The 16,489-nt window shown below is 35.2% G+C and carries 12 protein-coding genes; all 12 read right to left on the reverse strand.

The annotated features are described in order from the left end of the window. Positions 1–2 precede the first annotated feature (2 nt). Positions 3–914: a DMT family transporter gene (locus ELD05_RS09825; protein WP_127352292.1), complete on the reverse strand. Its 912-nt coding sequence runs from the start codon at positions 912–914 to the stop codon at positions 3–5. 117 nt (positions 915–1,031) lie between these two features. Continuing rightward, the gene (locus ELD05_RS09830; RefSeq protein ID WP_307720907.1) at positions 1,032–1,814 is read right to left on the reverse strand and encodes an amino acid ABC transporter ATP-binding protein; all 783 of its coding nucleotides are present in this window, start codon (positions 1,812–1,814) and stop codon (positions 1,032–1,034) included. Continuing rightward, entirely contained in the window at positions 1,801–2,463 is a 663-nt protein-coding gene (locus ELD05_RS09835; protein WP_011916571.1) for an amino acid ABC transporter permease, read from the reverse strand. Before ELD05_RS09835 ends, ELD05_RS09830 begins: the two co-directional genes overlap by 14 nt. A gap of 16 nt (positions 2,464–2,479) precedes the next feature. Beyond that, on the reverse strand, positions 2,480–3,280 hold the full coding sequence (locus tag ELD05_RS09840) for an ABC transporter substrate-binding protein (protein ID WP_041722778.1): 801 nt from the start codon (positions 3,278–3,280) through the stop codon (positions 2,480–2,482). 101 nt (positions 3,281–3,381) lie between these two features. Continuing rightward, positions 3,382–4,209 carry an S-layer homology domain-containing protein gene (locus tag ELD05_RS09845; RefSeq protein ID WP_127352293.1) on the reverse strand — a complete coding sequence of 276 codons (828 nt, stop codon included), beginning with the start codon at positions 4,207–4,209 and terminating at the stop codon, positions 3,382–3,384. Between the two features lie 16 nt (positions 4,210–4,225). Further along, the gene (locus ELD05_RS09850; RefSeq protein ID WP_127352294.1) at positions 4,226–7,849 is read right to left on the reverse strand and encodes a fibronectin type III domain-containing protein; all 3,624 of its coding nucleotides are present in this window, start codon (positions 7,847–7,849) and stop codon (positions 4,226–4,228) included. 17 nt (positions 7,850–7,866) lie between these two features. Next, complete coding sequence (locus ELD05_RS09855) at positions 7,867–11,682, reverse strand: fibronectin type III domain-containing protein (RefSeq protein WP_127352295.1); 3,816 nt, start codon at positions 11,680–11,682, stop codon at positions 7,867–7,869. Between the two features lie 62 nt (positions 11,683–11,744). Continuing rightward, positions 11,745–12,923 (reverse strand): non-hydrolyzing UDP-N-acetylglucosamine 2-epimerase, encoded by a 1,179-nt coding sequence (wecB, locus tag ELD05_RS09860; RefSeq protein ID WP_127352296.1) that lies wholly within the window; start codon positions 12,921–12,923, stop codon positions 11,745–11,747. Between the two features lie 28 nt (positions 12,924–12,951). Next, on the reverse strand, positions 12,952–13,854 hold the full coding sequence (locus tag ELD05_RS09865; protein ID WP_127352297.1) for a radical SAM protein: 903 nt from the start codon (positions 13,852–13,854) through the stop codon (positions 12,952–12,954). 17 nt (positions 13,855–13,871) lie between these two features. Next, positions 13,872–15,332, reverse strand: coding sequence for a coproporphyrinogen III oxidase (locus tag ELD05_RS09870; RefSeq protein ID WP_127352298.1), 1,461 nt, complete (start codon positions 15,330–15,332; stop codon positions 13,872–13,874). 54 nt (positions 15,333–15,386) lie between these two features. Then, on the reverse strand, positions 15,387–15,986 hold the full coding sequence (locus ELD05_RS09875; RefSeq protein WP_127352299.1) for an MBL fold metallo-hydrolase: 600 nt from the start codon (positions 15,984–15,986) through the stop codon (positions 15,387–15,389). A gap of 47 nt (positions 15,987–16,033) precedes the next feature. After that, positions 16,034–16,483, reverse strand: coding sequence for a D-aminoacyl-tRNA deacylase (dtd, locus tag ELD05_RS09880; RefSeq protein ID WP_127352300.1), 450 nt, complete (start codon positions 16,481–16,483; stop codon positions 16,034–16,036). Between the last annotated feature and the right edge of the window lie 6 nt (positions 16,484–16,489).

The following is a 16,489-nucleotide window of genomic DNA, read 5'->3' on the forward strand; positions in this document are numbered from 1 at the left end:
TTTCAGCTCAACTCCATATCCAGATTTTTATTAAAGCTTAGCTCAGCTATGACCATACCAATTAAGATTAAACCACATCCTATGTAAGAAATCAAAGGCAAAATTTCAGTTGTGTGAGTAACTGTAGAAGGAATTAATGCAGAAAATATCGCACCAAACACAGGTTCGGCAGAGAATATCAAAGCCGTGTGAGTTGGTGTTGTGTATTTTTGAACAAAAACTTGTGCTGTAAAAGCAAGAGCCGTTCCAAAAATGCCTGTGATTAAGATTGTAAGTATTGAATTTAATGTAAGCTTGATACTAAAAGGATTTACTCCAAAAAACAAAGAAAAAATAATATACAAAACAGCAGCGCTCATGAGCTGAAATATTGCAATGTTGATTGTACTCACATCTTCTTTTGATGTAAAGATGTCAATGAATATAATCTGAAAGACAAATCCAAAGTCTGCAAGCAAGGTAAGAAAATCTCCAAAATTAAAATGTGAGATTTTAGCTCCATTTAAAAGGAAGAGCCCTACAAAAGCAAAAATTACACCAACTATGACATTTACTCTGGGAATCTTTCTTTCAATTATACCTGCAAAAATAGGCACTAAAACTACTGTCAAACCTGTTATAAACGCTGATTTTGATGCGTACGTGTATTTTAATCCCACAACCTGCAGAGCCATTCCTAAGAAAAGAAAAAAACCAATTATGCTTCCATAAACTATTTCTTTTGGTTTTAATTTTTTAAGATTTCTCCAGAATATTGCTGTGACAACAAGCCATGCTAACAAAAACCTTATTGCCAAAAATGTCAAAGGATGAAGCTGGGAGATTGTATTCTTCATAAGTACAAATGAACTTCCCCACACCATTGTGACAAAAAGAAGTATTCCATCCGCTAAAATCCTTTTTCTTGTGCTCAATTTAATACTTCTTCCTTTCATTTAAAATTTTGTAAACAAACTTAAAGGGCTGCCAATATTGCTCTTCAGACAGCCCCTTTAAAAATCCAGCTAAACAGTTTATTTTCTTTAAACTGTTCACAATATCTTTTGCAAAAACTGTCTTGTTCTCTCTTCTTTCGGGTTTGTAAAAATCTCATCCGGAAGCCCCTCTTCGATTATCCTCCCTTTGTCCATAAACACAACCCTGTCAGCAACCTCTCTTGCAAACCCCATCTCGTGAGTTACAACAAGCATTGTCATTCCTTCATTTGCAAGCTCTTTCATAACGTTCAAAACCTCGCCGACAAGTTCAGGGTCGAGTGCCGATGTCGGCTCATCAAACAGCATCACTTTAGGTTTCATGGCTAAAGCTCTTGCAATAGCAACTCTTTGCTGCTGCCCACCAGAAAGCTGAGCAGGGTATGAATTTGCCTTATCTTTTAATCCCACCTTATCAAGAAGCTCAAGCCCAATCTCAATTGCTTCTTCCTTTTTCATTTTATTGACAACAATCGGACCAATTATGACATTCTCAAGTGCTGTCATGTGAGGGAAAAGGTTAAATCGCTGAAACACCATCCCTATCTGAGAACAAAACTTTGCTATCTCCTTTGGGCTGTGCTTTTTGTGTTTTTCATGAAGCCTTTTGTCTTCAATCACAAACCCATCAATCTCGATGTACCCTGAGTTAATCCTCTCTAAGTGATTAAGACACCTCAAAAAAGTGCTCTTGCCTGAACCAGAAGGTCCTATAATTACTACAACCTCTCCTCTGTCAACTTCCAATGAAATCTTGTCCAATATGAGGTTGTGTCCAAAGTATTTGACGATGTCCTTTGCTATTATCATCTTCTTTTTTGTCATCTCACTGTCCTTCATATCTCCCCAGCCTCTTTTCAAGCCAATTAAATATTGTGGAAAAAACTGTGGTGAGTGCTAAATAAATAATAAGCGCAGCAATATAAATCTCTGCATCCCTTCCTGTTTGAGATGCTTTTAGCTGTGCTGCACGCATTAGTTCAACCATTCCTATTGTTGACACAAGTGATGAGTCTTTCAATAGCGCAATAAATTCATTGCCAATAGGTGGTATAAGTCTTTTGTATGTCTGTGGCACAATTACATACCTCATTGTCTGAAGGTATGTCATACCCAAGGCTTTTGCTGCTTCATACTGACCTTTGTCAATAGACAAAATAGCAGCTCTTATTATCTCTGCTGTGTATGCCCCAGAGTTAATAATAAGAGCAATTGCTCCTGCCAAAAAAGCAGGCAGTGTAAGTGCGGGAATAATTTTGGGAAGACCATAGTAAATGAAGAATATCTGCAAAAGTAGCGGAGTACCTCTAAATAGCCAAACATAAAAGCTACCTATTAAATTTAAAATTTTCAGCTTCGAAATTCTAAACAGCGCTGCAATCAGTCCAAAAACAAGCCCAATTGTTACTGCAATTGCAGTAAGCTCGATTGTAACAACGCTTGCTTTCAAAAGCACAGGGAAGTATTTTATTATGACATTTTCAGCCAACTTTTGCCACCTCTATTTACTTGGTAATATCTTCGCCAAACCATTTCTTTGATATCTTTGCGATAGTTCCATCTTCCTTTAGCTGATTCAAAATCTTTTGAATCTCTTCATAAAGATCTTTATCCTCTTTTCTGAGTGCAATACCAACAGGCTCCTTTTCAAGCTCAGCTGGTGCTATATCAAACTTTTCAGGGTTTTGTTTTTTGTAGTAATATGCAACAACACTATCAATTACAACAGCCTTTATTCTCCCAATGTCCAGATCATTAAAAGCATCAGTAATCCTCTCATACCTTGTTACATCTTTTTCATAGTTTATAAACTTCATCTTTTGAACAGCACTATCACCTGTGGTGTTTGCCTGAACACCTATCTTAATACCTTTCAAATCTTCAAAACTCTTAATAGAGGTATCGCCTTTTTTAACAGCAATAACCTGACGAATATAAAGGTATGGGCCAGCTAAGTTAAATGCCTTCTTTCTTTCATCTGTAATACTAAAGCATGAAATTATGGCATCAAATTTCTTGGATTTGAGAGCACTTTGAATCCCGCTCCAGTCAACTGCAACAATTTTAAGTTTGGCACCAAGCCTTTTTGCTATTTCATTTGCAAGGTCAACATCAAACCCAACTGTGTTGTTGTTATCATCTGTAAACTCCATGGGCGGGAACGTATTGTCCATTCCAACTACAAACTCTTTATTTTGTTTTATTTTTTGCAGTGTGGAAATGTTTTGGTTTTTATTACTACAACCACTCAAAAATGTAGCTATAAATAGAACAAGTAGACAAATAGTAATTAGTTTTTTATACACCACCTTCATACTCCTTTCGTTGGTCAGATTTATAAACATACGTTATAATTATACACCCATTTTTGTTTTTATCAATACCTTATTTCTGGCTCTCATTGTACCTATCTTAATACAGCTTTGCTCAAAATGTATGCAATCCACTCACGTGTTGCAAAGCTATTCAATTTTAAAACATTTATCTCTTTTTCGCTCAGAAGATTATTGTCAATAAAGGCATTTATATAATCATTTGCCCACGACTTATAATCTTTCTTTGAAACAGCCTCTAATTTTAAATATCTTGCAATAATAGTAATTGCCTGCTCATAAGTAATGCCATCTTGTGGCTTAAAGTACAAAACCCCATTTTTGCCTTTCACACCTGTTAATATCCCCATTTTAGCCAAAGTTTCAATCTCATTTTTCGCCCAGCAATCTTTTATATCTGCAAAAGAATATCTTGTTACACTTTGATTTGTCTTTATATCAAAAACATTTACAAAAAGCTTTGCAAACTCTTGGCGTGTTACGCCTTTTTTGGGCCTGAAAGTACCATCTTTATATCCATCAATCTTTCCAATACTTGCAAGGTATAAGATATAATCTTTATATGGAGAATCTTTAATATCGCTAAACAAAGGGGAACCATTTGAATTTACCAATATTACTCTTACCGGCATCAGAAACATGCTTTGTGGTATAAGAACTGTATTTGTGTCAGAAATTAAATTTTTCTTATCTGAAAAATATATACTCACCTGATTGTCAGAATCCCTGGTAAATCCTTTCACATAATAAGTTTTGTTACTCTTCGAATAAAGCGTCACCTTCATATAATTTGTGCCATTGTAATAATACTCTACCTTGCACCACACATCAGCTGCAAAAGTTTTGATTGCGCTAAATATTAATAAAATAAAAATGCACAAGCTCAATATTCTTTTTCTCAATTTTTAAACTGCCCCCTTACTTTCCAGTAATTCTTGAAACAATGTGATAAAACACTGCCAAAACATACTCTCTTGTTGCAGTCTCTTTTGGATTGAACGTCACATAGTCAAAAAGCCATCCCATTTTATAAGCTTTCTTAATTGAATCAATATATGCATCGTCAACCCCTATCTTATTCCACGCCACATCTTCAGTAGCAATCTTATCACCTGTGTAAATCTCATAAAATTTAACAAGCATATCAACTGCAGCTTCTTTTGTAAGATAAGAATTATCATCAATGCTGCTAATAAGACCTGCTTTATATGCCTTTTCTACATATTCACTTATAACCCCAAACCTGTAAAGTTTTTTCTTCTCTGCAAAGTAAACCAAAAATGAAGCCAATTCTAACTTTCCAACAGGATTTTTTATGCCTATGGAACTACTTTGGTCATCACTTGGAATGGTTTGAAATAAATAATAGAGTTTTGCTGCATAACTACTTTGTACAATGTCATTGTAAAAGCTTTTTCTTGTAAGTACAACTGCTTGTGGATAGTTTAAGATGAAAGATACATTTTTGTTATCATTTGAAAGCTTATAAGAACTCGGTAGCTTCCAGTTCATAATAACCGGATCAAATACATAAGGTACGATGGTTGACCAAGGTTCCCTATTTGAAATACTAAAACTTATTGGAGAGTTAAAACTGCTAATACCAATTTGCTGTGTTGATGTCAAGGCCAAAAATTTTATGTCATAAATTTCTGAGATAGCATTTGGTATGTTAAACTTGCTACTGCTCTTTACAAAAGAAAGCTGTACATATATATTACTTGGCGAAAAATTAGAAATGGAAAGCTTTTTTAACTCATCTACATTAAGACTGCTAAAATCAAACTCGGCATTTGCTTCATCCAAGATAACTTGACAACTCTTGTTAAGTCTTATAAGTGCACCTAAAACATCATATCTTATCTTTAATACAAACTGCGAAATTACATTATTTGCCCTTTTTGTAAAGTCAATTACAACTGGTTTTGAATCTAATGTGCTATTTACGTATTTATAGGTAATTTCAATAGTCATTGTCTTGTTAGAAACATCTTCAGTTATCACCGTAGGAGCTGTTGTATCTTCAACTGGTTCAACTACCCCTGTGTATTCACTCACATCCTTTTTTGTAACAAATGAGATAATGTCAGTGGCCTGCGACATTTGCCCGTCTGAGCCAATTGCAAAAAGCCTTGCATAGTAACGTGTGTTGGGCTTGAGCTTCTCAACTTTGTACTCTGTCGCGTCTACATCAGTTGTATACTTTTGCGAGTTTGTAAAAGCAATGTTATCCGCAACCTCTATCATGTACTTTCTTCCTGTTTCTGCAAGTTCCCATACAAAAACAACATAGTCTTTGCCGTAATCTTTTATTCCAAAGGCAATTGGCGTCTTTGGTGGTGGCATTTTTTGCGTCTTCCCAAAGACAGGACTACTATAGTCTGAATAAATTCTCTGGTTGTCTTTTATGATATAAGCTCTTACCCTAAAGTAGTACAATGTATCTGGCTTCAAATCTTTTGCTGTAAAATAACAAATACCTGTTTGATAGTCAATCTCTTTTATAGAAGGCTTGAAACTATCAGATATTGTTTTCCATCCACTACTATTTTTTATATCCTCCGAAATCTGAATCTCAAAATAGAGGTTTTCCATAAACTGCCATGAAAGTGTTATGGTATTGTATGTAGTTGATACTACACTCAAATTTTCGACAATCGGCGGCTTTGAGGGAAGAGGCACTTCATACTTTGCAAGTGTTGTTGCCATAACTACATTTGAAGGCAGTGAATAATAGTCTTTGTTGTCTATCCTCCTAATTGCTCTTATGAAAAATACATATCTTGTATCAGGATTTAAATTTCCCACCTTAAAAGTTATCTTGCCACTTGAGTCAATTTGAGGATTTGAAAGTACAATTCTTTGAAAATTTGTCAAGTCAAGATTTTCTGGGTGAGTAAGGTCCATACCATCCTTATAGAGTGCAAAGTTCACCTCATATGATATACTCTGGTCAATTACAGGTGGTTGAGTACCTGCAATGTAAATAGGCGTCCAAGAAAGCGTTACACTATCATATGTGCAGTACACCACAGAAAGTGATGTGGGGGTGGTTGGCGGAGCAATATCTCCAGATAGTGTATAGGAGATTGCCATGGCGGGTGTTGATTCTCTGTATATGTAAGTACCAGATTCATAGTCGAAGAACCTTTTCTTTACAACTACTTTTAAGACATATACAGTATTTTTTTCAAGTCCAGTAATGTCAAATCTATAGTAGTCAGTAGGAATGTTGTTGGCATCTTTCTCAATATCAGAATCTTTCATCTGGTAATTGGGAACATATAGAGTAAAGTCTGAGTTTGTATCAATATACTTTTTGTAATAAAAGTCATACACAACCTCTTTATCAGAAGGAATCTTAAACCTTAGGGTTATAGTGTCCTGACTTTTTGGAAAAGCTGTCAAATCTTCTACTGCTGGTGGAGCATAAGGCAGTGTATAGGGATGTACATACAAATCATTAGACCTTATTGAGACCTTCCTTCCAAATGCATCAATCACATCAACTTGAATTCTGAAAAATACATCCTCGGTTATACTCACCATTGCAAAAAACTCATTTGTTGAAACCGTACCAAGCAAGGTTGGTACTTGGTCTTTGCTACCTTTATATATCTCATAATCATTTCCTACAGCAATACTAACCTTTGCCCATTTGAGCCACACTACATTGTCAGCAATTCTTTGGGCCTCTGCCTGAATGTAGGTTGCAGCCTCGCCAATTATCTTTGGATTTGGCGGGGTGTATGTCTGAGGGTCTCGCCAAATTACCTCAGAGGGTAGATTCCTGGGTAAAATCTTTACATAGTATAAACTGCTCGGCGCAAGATTTGTTGCTGTATATTTTAACTTTCTGTTTGGCAGAATCTCAACTCTTCCGCCTGGTTTTTGGCTCTGCAAAAGTGTAATTCTATCCCCGTCAATCTGGTATTTAGTTGGTGTCGTAAAGCTTATATCTTTTGACACATATATATCATAGTCAATCCTTTTTCCTGCATAGTACACATCATCCCAAACAATGTCAATCGAAGTTTCTGAAGCTGTAGTAGCTTCAACAAATATTGGAGTTAAAAAAACTATGGTATTAGAATAAGATGAGTAATATACAACATTTCCTGTCTGCTGTTGCAAAACTTTTACTGCTCTTATCTTTGCATAGAAGATTGTACCACTTGGTATTTTTTGCCCATCGGGAAGTCCTTGAACTTTATAAACATAATTTTGCTCATTTGTTACAGTCAAATTTGGGTCCACGTTTTTGTAGATTGTATATACATAGCTGAACTTGTTAGGGTCATCCCCTAAGTATAGCTCGAAATAGTTAAAATCAGAATAAGAATATTGCCATGAAAAATATACTGTAATTGTACCGTCTTGCCCAACCTCTATTCTTGGCAGATTATTTTGCATTACAATAGAAAGCTGCTGGGGTGCAGGAAGTACAATTGCAGTCTGGGATAAAACTGTTAATGGTATTAAACTAAAAATAAAAGAAATCAATAAAAATATGCAAATTAGTTTTTTAGCAAAAAGTCTCATTTGGAATCACCCATTCTTTAGAAATTTAGAAGTCTTTCTAAGTTGACAACGTAGTGAACAAACTCATCAACATTTATACTATCAGCTGGGTTTAAATCCAAGTCTACTACCCCAATTGACATCATAGAAAGTATATACTTTTTATACCTTCCATCAGGATTAAAATTAGTAGACTTGGTAATTAGAATATTATCTACCGATGTATTCTTTTTAGTCTCGTAGACCTTAGCCAGAAGATAAATTGCTTCTTGTCTTGTAAGATAGCCATTTTTGATGTTTTCTACTGCCGAGGCAAATACTGTATTCAAAACTGCCTCAGCATATTCCTGAGTCAAGACTTTAGAAAAGCTGGAGTACAAATCATTGAGATTGTATTTTTGAGCAAGATAAACTATGTCGTCTTTGTATTTGCTACTTGTATAACTTGAAGAAGCTGAAGTTTTTAAAATACCATATATTCCTGTTTTAGTAGTATTAAACATAACTTTGTTTGCCATCTTATCAATGCTAAAGCTACTTACAAAACTGCTATCCGAAAAGTTGTAGACAACTCTTGTTTCATTTGGCAACACAATTGGCGTATTGTAGAACATAGTAACATCTATGGGCTTTGGAAGGTTTGAAATAGGTATATCATCATTGTAGTAATATTTGGCAAAGAATTTGAAGCTTACAACATCCGAATCTGCACTGTACGTTGAAGGAGTACTTTGCCATGAAACCAAAGCCACTTCAGCAAAAAGCAAGATATACCCTTTATCAATGTTATATTTTTTAGAAAGCGTCTCAACCTCAGGAACATTTAGAGCACCTGCTGGTACTTTTATTGTTATATTCCTGTATTTTATCACAAGAGTTTTTTGCATCTTTTCAAGCTTGTCAGCCACTCTGTATGAAAATTGGACCTGCCCTTTTGCATTACTATACAGTGCCTTTGTCAAGTCAATAATAAATTCACTGCTATTTGATCTTTCAATCTCATCTAAAGCATTTTGGTCAATTATATAGAGAAAATATCTATCAGAGCTATTTTCTAAAACTACTGTAGTCTGTTTTTGGCTTTGAATTTCTCTTATTCTGTTTTCCTCTTGTTCTTTAATTTTTTTCTGATCTTGGTCAAAATCACTTTGATTAAATAGTGTTCTTCCCAAAATTTCAGCAAACAAAGAAACCTTGCCTGTAGGGATATGAATACTTCTTACTCTGATGTAATAAAGAGTATTTGACTTAAGATTTCCGATATAGTATTTAAAAAGAGCTGTTCTTGAGTCAATTATGGAAGAAGGAGTTATATTGCCAGAGTACACTAAAGTAAAACCAGTATCGCTCTCTGTTTTTACAAAAATCTGATAACCATAAGCTTGACTTCCCTGCCACTGGACTGTTAAACCATGACCACTTGAGTCTCTTGATAAAATGATTAAATTTTCAGGCTTTTCTATAGGCGATGTTGTAATGGCTATGCTTCCCCAGTAAGACTCTAAGCCATTTTCTATTGCCTTGATTGAGAAATAATAAAGCGTATTTGGAGCAAGGTTATTAAAAACACAAGGTGATGTAACATATTTATACACCTTTGCACCAACCGGAGCATTAGGATAATTCGGGTCATATACCACCTTTTCTAACACAAAACCCCCTGATTGGCTCTGCGAATAAATTTCAACTCTTTGTTTTAAAGTATTTGTAAAATACCTAATTGTATCATCCAAGCTCAAACTATTGTCCTCTAAAGGTCTAAACGTCTGAAGAATTACATAAGACTGATTTTGTTTTGTATCCCACCTCAGCTTTACAGAAACCTGGGTCAAAGCTTCATCTTCTGGTGCTATCATAAAGTTTTTGGGAATCTCTGGTCTTGAAATGGTTGGAGGCACCGGTTGAGGTTTTGTTGTAACTACATAAGCCTTGCTAAAATCTGAAAAATAATTTTTATCAAGAAGCAAAACTCTTACTTTAAATCTGATGTAGTAAATGGTATTTGGTTTTAAATTGTTTATCTCAATTCGATTTTGGCTCTTGAGGTCATCACTTGAAAGCTCAAAGTGTACAACCACTTTGTTTTCATCCCAAATAGACTCACAAACATATACTTGATAATACACAGACTCTTGAACATTTTGATAATTTGTAAATACTACACTGTTTTTTACATATTCATATACCTTGTCATGTACTTCTTTTAATAGATTATCTTGATACGTATAGATTACAATTTTGTCGGTATCTGAGTCTATCTTTGTTACAAAGTTGTCGTCAATTGGAGGAACTAATAAGGTTGGTATTGTTTCTGTTGTACCCACAAACACAAGGGAAAAATCAGATTTCTTTGGATTGTCTGGGTCAGCAATATTTATTATTCTTATCTTAAAATAGTAAACTGTGTTGGGATTTAGGTTTTTGATAATATAGCTATATCTTGTTCCATCTTTTATAAAATCACTTGAAACAAATCCATCTATATTAGGATTATAGCTCTCGGATGGATATACAAGCTTGTACACAGTGGGATTATTATTAGCATCTAATACATCATCGTACTGAGTTGAATACCAAATCTGATACCTGTAATACACATCATCTGAAACAGGTTTGTCGAATGAAACCTTAATTTCGGTTTGTGATAGTTTCTCAGCTTGACAATTCCTGGGTGTTGGTGGAATGTCAGTGAGCTCAGTAACTGAAACCTTTATCAAAGCAGACGGAATTCTTGTTCCATCTGCAAAGACTGCCTCAACTCGTATGTAATAGTACTTTGTTGTCATAGAAAGACCTGGTATATAAGCCTCATTTTGATAATACGAAGTTGTTGCAAAGATATTCTGAGGAGGAAGGTTATCTCTTGGAAGTTCATTTGCACTTGTCGCATAATAAGCCTGATACTTTATCTCATCTTGCTTATAATTGCCGGGATCAACACCACGCCACTGCACTCTTACCAAAGCCAAAATCTTTCCGTCCTTTTCAATCTCGCCTATCTTTGCAGCACTTACTTGCATCAAAGTAGGACTAGATATATTGCTAAGTGGCTTGTATATAACAGCTGTGTTGTCTAATTTGGGATTCATAGTAATGTAGTACATTGTACCAGGATAAAGCTCTGGTGTGTCAATTCCATCGTATTTATCATATACAGTTAAGCTCACTATTCCTCTATCTTCTGAAGCAAATTGCTCCTGCCCATCTTTTACAAGCCTTATCGGAATAGTAGTATTTACATCCCCTTGATATTTATATACTTCATTCGTAGTACTATCAACAAAATACTGATTAGCATCTGAGGCTGTTTGGCTTTTTCCAACAAAGATATTATAGCCTCTAAATCCTACATCATCTTGAAAATCGGGCGAAATGTCTATTTTGTTAAAATATATAATAAGCTTTGGGTGTTCTCCGCCTGACCCAAGCGGAATATCCTCCTCTTTTACAGGGTCTGGCTCTGGTTGGGCAGAGAGTTTAAACTCTGTAATAACATAAATTGATTGGGAAGTTATAACCTTGTCATTTTGATCTTTTGCAGACACCGTTATCTTATAGAGGGTTGCTGGGGCAAGTCCAGTTATATCACAATATGTATTGGTAGTTACAGTTGAAAAATCTATTCGGCTGGTTGAATAAGCAGCTTCAACTGTATAATAAGTTGCTTCTTCAACCGCACTCCATTTGATTGAAATTGAATTTTTTGTTATTTTATAAACGCCATTGCTATCACGTACAACTGTCAAGCTTAATGAAGAACTCAAGGTCTGGGAATAACCTTGTAAATTAAAATTAGGTGTCAAAATTCCCACAATACACAAAATAGCAATCAGTTTTTTCATTATCTTGTACATTAATAATCCCACCTTGCAAATAAATCTTCAATAACTTTCTTTCATACTTTTTAATCGGCTTTTCAAACCCTTCTGTAAAGTTTCTGCACGTACATGTCACTTCCTTTAAACTCTTCTGGCGTTTCTTTCTTGTAACCGAAATAGTATAAAAGTGCATCCTTTATTCTCCTTGATGCAAATCCATCTCCATAAGGATTTACTGCATGAGCCATTTTAGCGTACTCTTCCTTGTCAATCAGAAGCTTTTCTACTATTTCAATTATCTTCTCTTTCTCTGTACCAGCAACCTTTACTGTGTTTGCCAAAACTGCTTCCGGCCTTTCTGTTGTATCTCTCAAAACAACAACAGGTTTTCCCAATGAAGGCGCCTCTTCCTGAAGACCACCAGAGTCTGTCAAGACCAAGTAGCTTCTTGCCATAAGATTGTGCATATCATCAACATCAATGGGACCTGTCAAGATGATTCTTGGATGACCTTTCAAAATCCTTTCTGCAACATCTTTCACATTAGGGTTCAGATGCACAGGATATACAAAAAGAATGTCATCAAAAGAGTCTGTTAAGTGCAAAACTGCTTCAAATATGTTCTCAAGCGGTTTTCCAAAATTCTCACGCCTGTGAGCAGTGAGGGTAATTACTCTTTTTGTATAATCAATCTCATTTAGAATTGGCTCTCTAAACTTATAGTTTTGCTTTACAGTATATTTCAAAGTGTCAATAACTGTATTTCCTGTTACAAAAATATCCTTTTCCTCAACACCTTCGTTTAGCAAATTTAGCTTAGCCCTTTTTGTGGGTGCAAAGTGAATATCGCAAAGCACTGCTGTGAGCTTTCTGTTCATCTCCTCTGGAAAAGGTGAAAATTTATTATAAGTTCTAAGCCCTGCTTCAACATGTCCAACCTTTGTCTTAAAATAAAAGGCAGATAAAGCTGATGCAAAGGTTGTAGTTGTGTCACCATGCACCAAAACAATGTCTGGCTTTTCTTTTTTTAAAACCTCTTCAAACTTTATTATTACATCAGCTGTTAGAGAATAAAGGCTTTGATTGTGTTTCATAATGTTCAAATCATAATCCGGGTTTATTTTAAATATATCCAAAACCTGGTCGAGCATCTGCCTATGCTGGGCTGTGACACAAACCCGAACCTCAAAGTGTGAATCACTTTGAAGCTCTTTTATCAAAGGTGCCATTTTGATTGCCTCTGGTCTTGTACCGAACACTATTAAGGTTTTTATCATAGTTTTGCAGCCATCCTTTCTTTTGTATTTATATTCCTTCTAAATCAAAATCAGGTGTGTATTCGTCGGTTGCAGAATCTAAGTCCTGAATATATCCATAATCAAGGTCGTTTTCTAACACAAAGTTCACAACTTTTTGATACTCTCTTTTTGTAAGCCTTCTTGAAATCTCTTTATATTCACTTGCTCTGTACATTGGATAGTACTGGCTCATAAGGCTCAAGAGAACCTTCCCTTTTAGATTATCCTTTATCCAGCTTAGCACCTTTATTGAGTCGTTTGTGTGCATTGGTAGAACCAAGTGGCGAATTATCACACCTTTTTTCATTATACCATTTTCAATCTTCACATCTCCAACAATCTCATACATCTTTAAGATTGACTTTGTAGCATATTCAAAATAGAAAGGTGCATTTGAATATTTTTTGGCTATCTCATCATCAAAATACTTGAGGTCTGGCAAAAAAATATCAACATACCCTCTCAAAAGCTCTATTGTCTCTGGTTTTTCATAGGCTGATGTGTTGTAAACAATTGGAATAGAAAGCCCTTTTCTTTTTGCAATCTCAAGCGCCTCAATTATATATGGAACATAGATTGTGGGTGTGACAAGGTTGATATTGTGAGCACCTTTTGCCTGCAGATTTAAAAATATCTTTGCAAGTTTTTCAATATCTATATACACACCAAACCTCTTTTGGCTAATTTCATAGTTTTGGCAAAACACACAACCCATATTACATCCTGAGAAAAATACAGTGCCAGAGCCGTTTTTACCAGAGATGCATGGCTCCTCCCAAAAATGCAAAAATGCTTTTGAAACCTTAATCCCACCTGCAATTTTGCAAAACCCCATTTCACCTTTAAGTCTATTTACCCTGCACTCGCGAGGACAAATTGCACAGCTTTCAAGAAGTTGTAGGTAGCGCAAAAATGATTGCCCCTCCTTTAAAACCTTTCAATATTTAAAATTCGTGAAATGTAAATCTGTATATCAGCAGGATTGAATACTCTTTCAATCCTGTCATTTTCAAATATGAACTTTGAAACAGCTTTTGCACCGCAAGCGTATATATTGTGTTTTTCCTGCATTATCATGACATTGTAAAGACCCTCAAAACCTCTTTTTGAATACCCAACATTCTCAAAATTACCTATCATATTCTTTTGCCTATACATATAGTATGGAATATATCCTTTTTCTTCTAAAACGGATTTTGTCCAATCAAGAAGGCAGTTTACTGTATCTTCGTCCATGAACCAATAGTCCTGCCACTTGAACCTTAGTAAACTTGCCCTTTTTATCGAGAGTGTATGAACGGTAATTGAAGCAGGGTTCAAGCTTAGCACATCATAAATTGTCTTTTTAAAGTCTTCTTCTTTTTCGTTTGGAAGGCCTAAAATCACATCGCTGTTTATATTCTCAAGCCCGTATTCACTTGCAAGCTCAAATGCTTTTTTAATGTCATCAAATGTGTGATTTCGGCCTATTATTTGAAGTGTTTTGTCATTTGATGTCTGTGGGTTAATACAAAGCCTTATGTTAAAGTCCTTTTTATAAAGAGCTAAAAGCTCTAAAAGCTCGCGATTAATAGTATCTGGTCTTCCTGCCTCAAATGTGGTCTCACGAATATCTTTTACATCCAAATTGGCAAACAAGCTCTCAAAAATTCTTTTTATATTCTGAACACCTATGACAGCCGGACTTCCACCGCCAAAATAGATAGCAACAATCTTGTTTTTATTTTCCTCAATTAGCTTATAAGTTTTTTCAAGCTCTGTCAAAAGTGCTTGAGTGTAAAGGCTTAAAAGCGATTCTATTCTTTTGGTCAGTTCATGGCAAGAAAATGAACAATATAAACACTTTGTTGGACAGATAGGTATCCCAATGTACAAACAAGCAGCAGAAGAATCTACTCTATTCAAAATATTGGTTTCATTTTTAGCAACTTCAAGAAGAAAATGGCTTTTTTTCTTTGAAATATAGTATTCCCTTTGCAAATATTCTGAGGCTTCTTTATCTGGAAGATTTGACTCCACAAGCGGATATGCTATTTTAGTGGGTCTTATCCCTGTCAAAATACCCCATGGAAGTTCCTTACCAGTCAAAGTCTTTAAAATGTCATAAAGATTTCGGCCAAATATCCTCTTTGACTCATGGTCATCGTCTGTGAGTATAAAGTTTTTTACTACAATTTCTTTATTTTCCATCTCTGCTTGTATCCTAACATTAAAGCCATCAAAATGTGCCTCAAAATGAATATCTCCACCATTGCCAAAACTAAGTTCAGCTCCTGGGTAAAATGCTCTGATTATATGCTGAAAATCGTATAAGAATTTCTGGCTATTTGAATAGTATGTAATCCTCAACTCAAGCTTACCCCTTTTTACAAAAAATCTAAAAAACATAAAATAAAAAACTTATAGCTTGCTTATTTGCTATAAGTTCCTTTATTATTTACCTTAAAAATTTTTCAACTCATCACCTATTGTAGTAGGAATCCCATGACCCGGATAAACTTTTGTGCTCTTTGGTAAAGTCAAAAGTTTATTTTTTATAGACTCAAAAATCTGTCGTTCATCTCCAAGTGGAAGGTCGCACCTGCCATAAGAGTCCTTAAAAAGCGTGTCGCCTGAAAAAAGAATATTGCTACCGTACAAAAAACAGCTTGACCCAGGTGTGTGCCCTGGTGTGTGAATTACCTTAAAACTCAAATCTCCAAACTCAAGTACGTCACCTTCTTTAAAATACCCATCACAGTTTATTGTTACCTCACAGCCAACAATATATGAGAGATTATATGCAGGATTTAGCAATATTTCTTTTTCATTTTCATGTGCATAAATTGGCAGCTTGAATCTTTGCTTAAGATAATGACAGCCCAAAATATGGTCAAAATGACCATGAGTAAGAAGTATGGCACATGGCACAAGTTTATTCTCCACAATTACACTTTCAATCTTTGTTGCATCATCCCCCGGGTCAATTATCACAACTTCCTTCTCCCCAAAGATATAGCAGTTTGTCAGAATATCTCCAACCTCAATACATTTAAAAAACATTTAAATTCTTTACCCCCTCTACTTTATAAAAAAAACAAAAAGATAAGTTAAAACACCTTCTTGCTGTCAAGAAGAATTGTAACTGGACCATCATTTACAATCTCAACTTCCATATGTGCCTGGAAAATCCCGCACTCAACCTTCTTTGCCAATCCTTGTATCCTCTCCACAAAATAGTTATAAAGCCTTTCTGCCTTTTCTTTGTCAGCTGCAAACATGAAGTTTGGCCGTCTTCCTTTTCTTGCATCACCCATCACTGTAAAGTTTGAGACAACCAAAACTTCTCCATCTATATCTTTTAATGATAGATTAAATTTAGATGTTTCATCCTCAAATATCCTAAGATTTACTATTTTCTCGCAAAGATAGTTGGCATCTTCTTCTGTATCATCGTTTGCAACTCCAAGCAATATACAAAGACCTTTGTCAATCTTTCCAATTGTATTTCCATCAACAACAACAGATGCTCTTTTTACCCTTTGTACAACTGCTCTCAAAGTACT

This window comes from Caldicellulosiruptor changbaiensis (genome assembly GCF_003999255.1).
Taxonomy (GTDB): domain Bacteria; phylum Bacillota; class Thermoanaerobacteria; order Caldicellulosiruptorales; family Caldicellulosiruptoraceae; genus Caldicellulosiruptor; species Caldicellulosiruptor changbaiensis.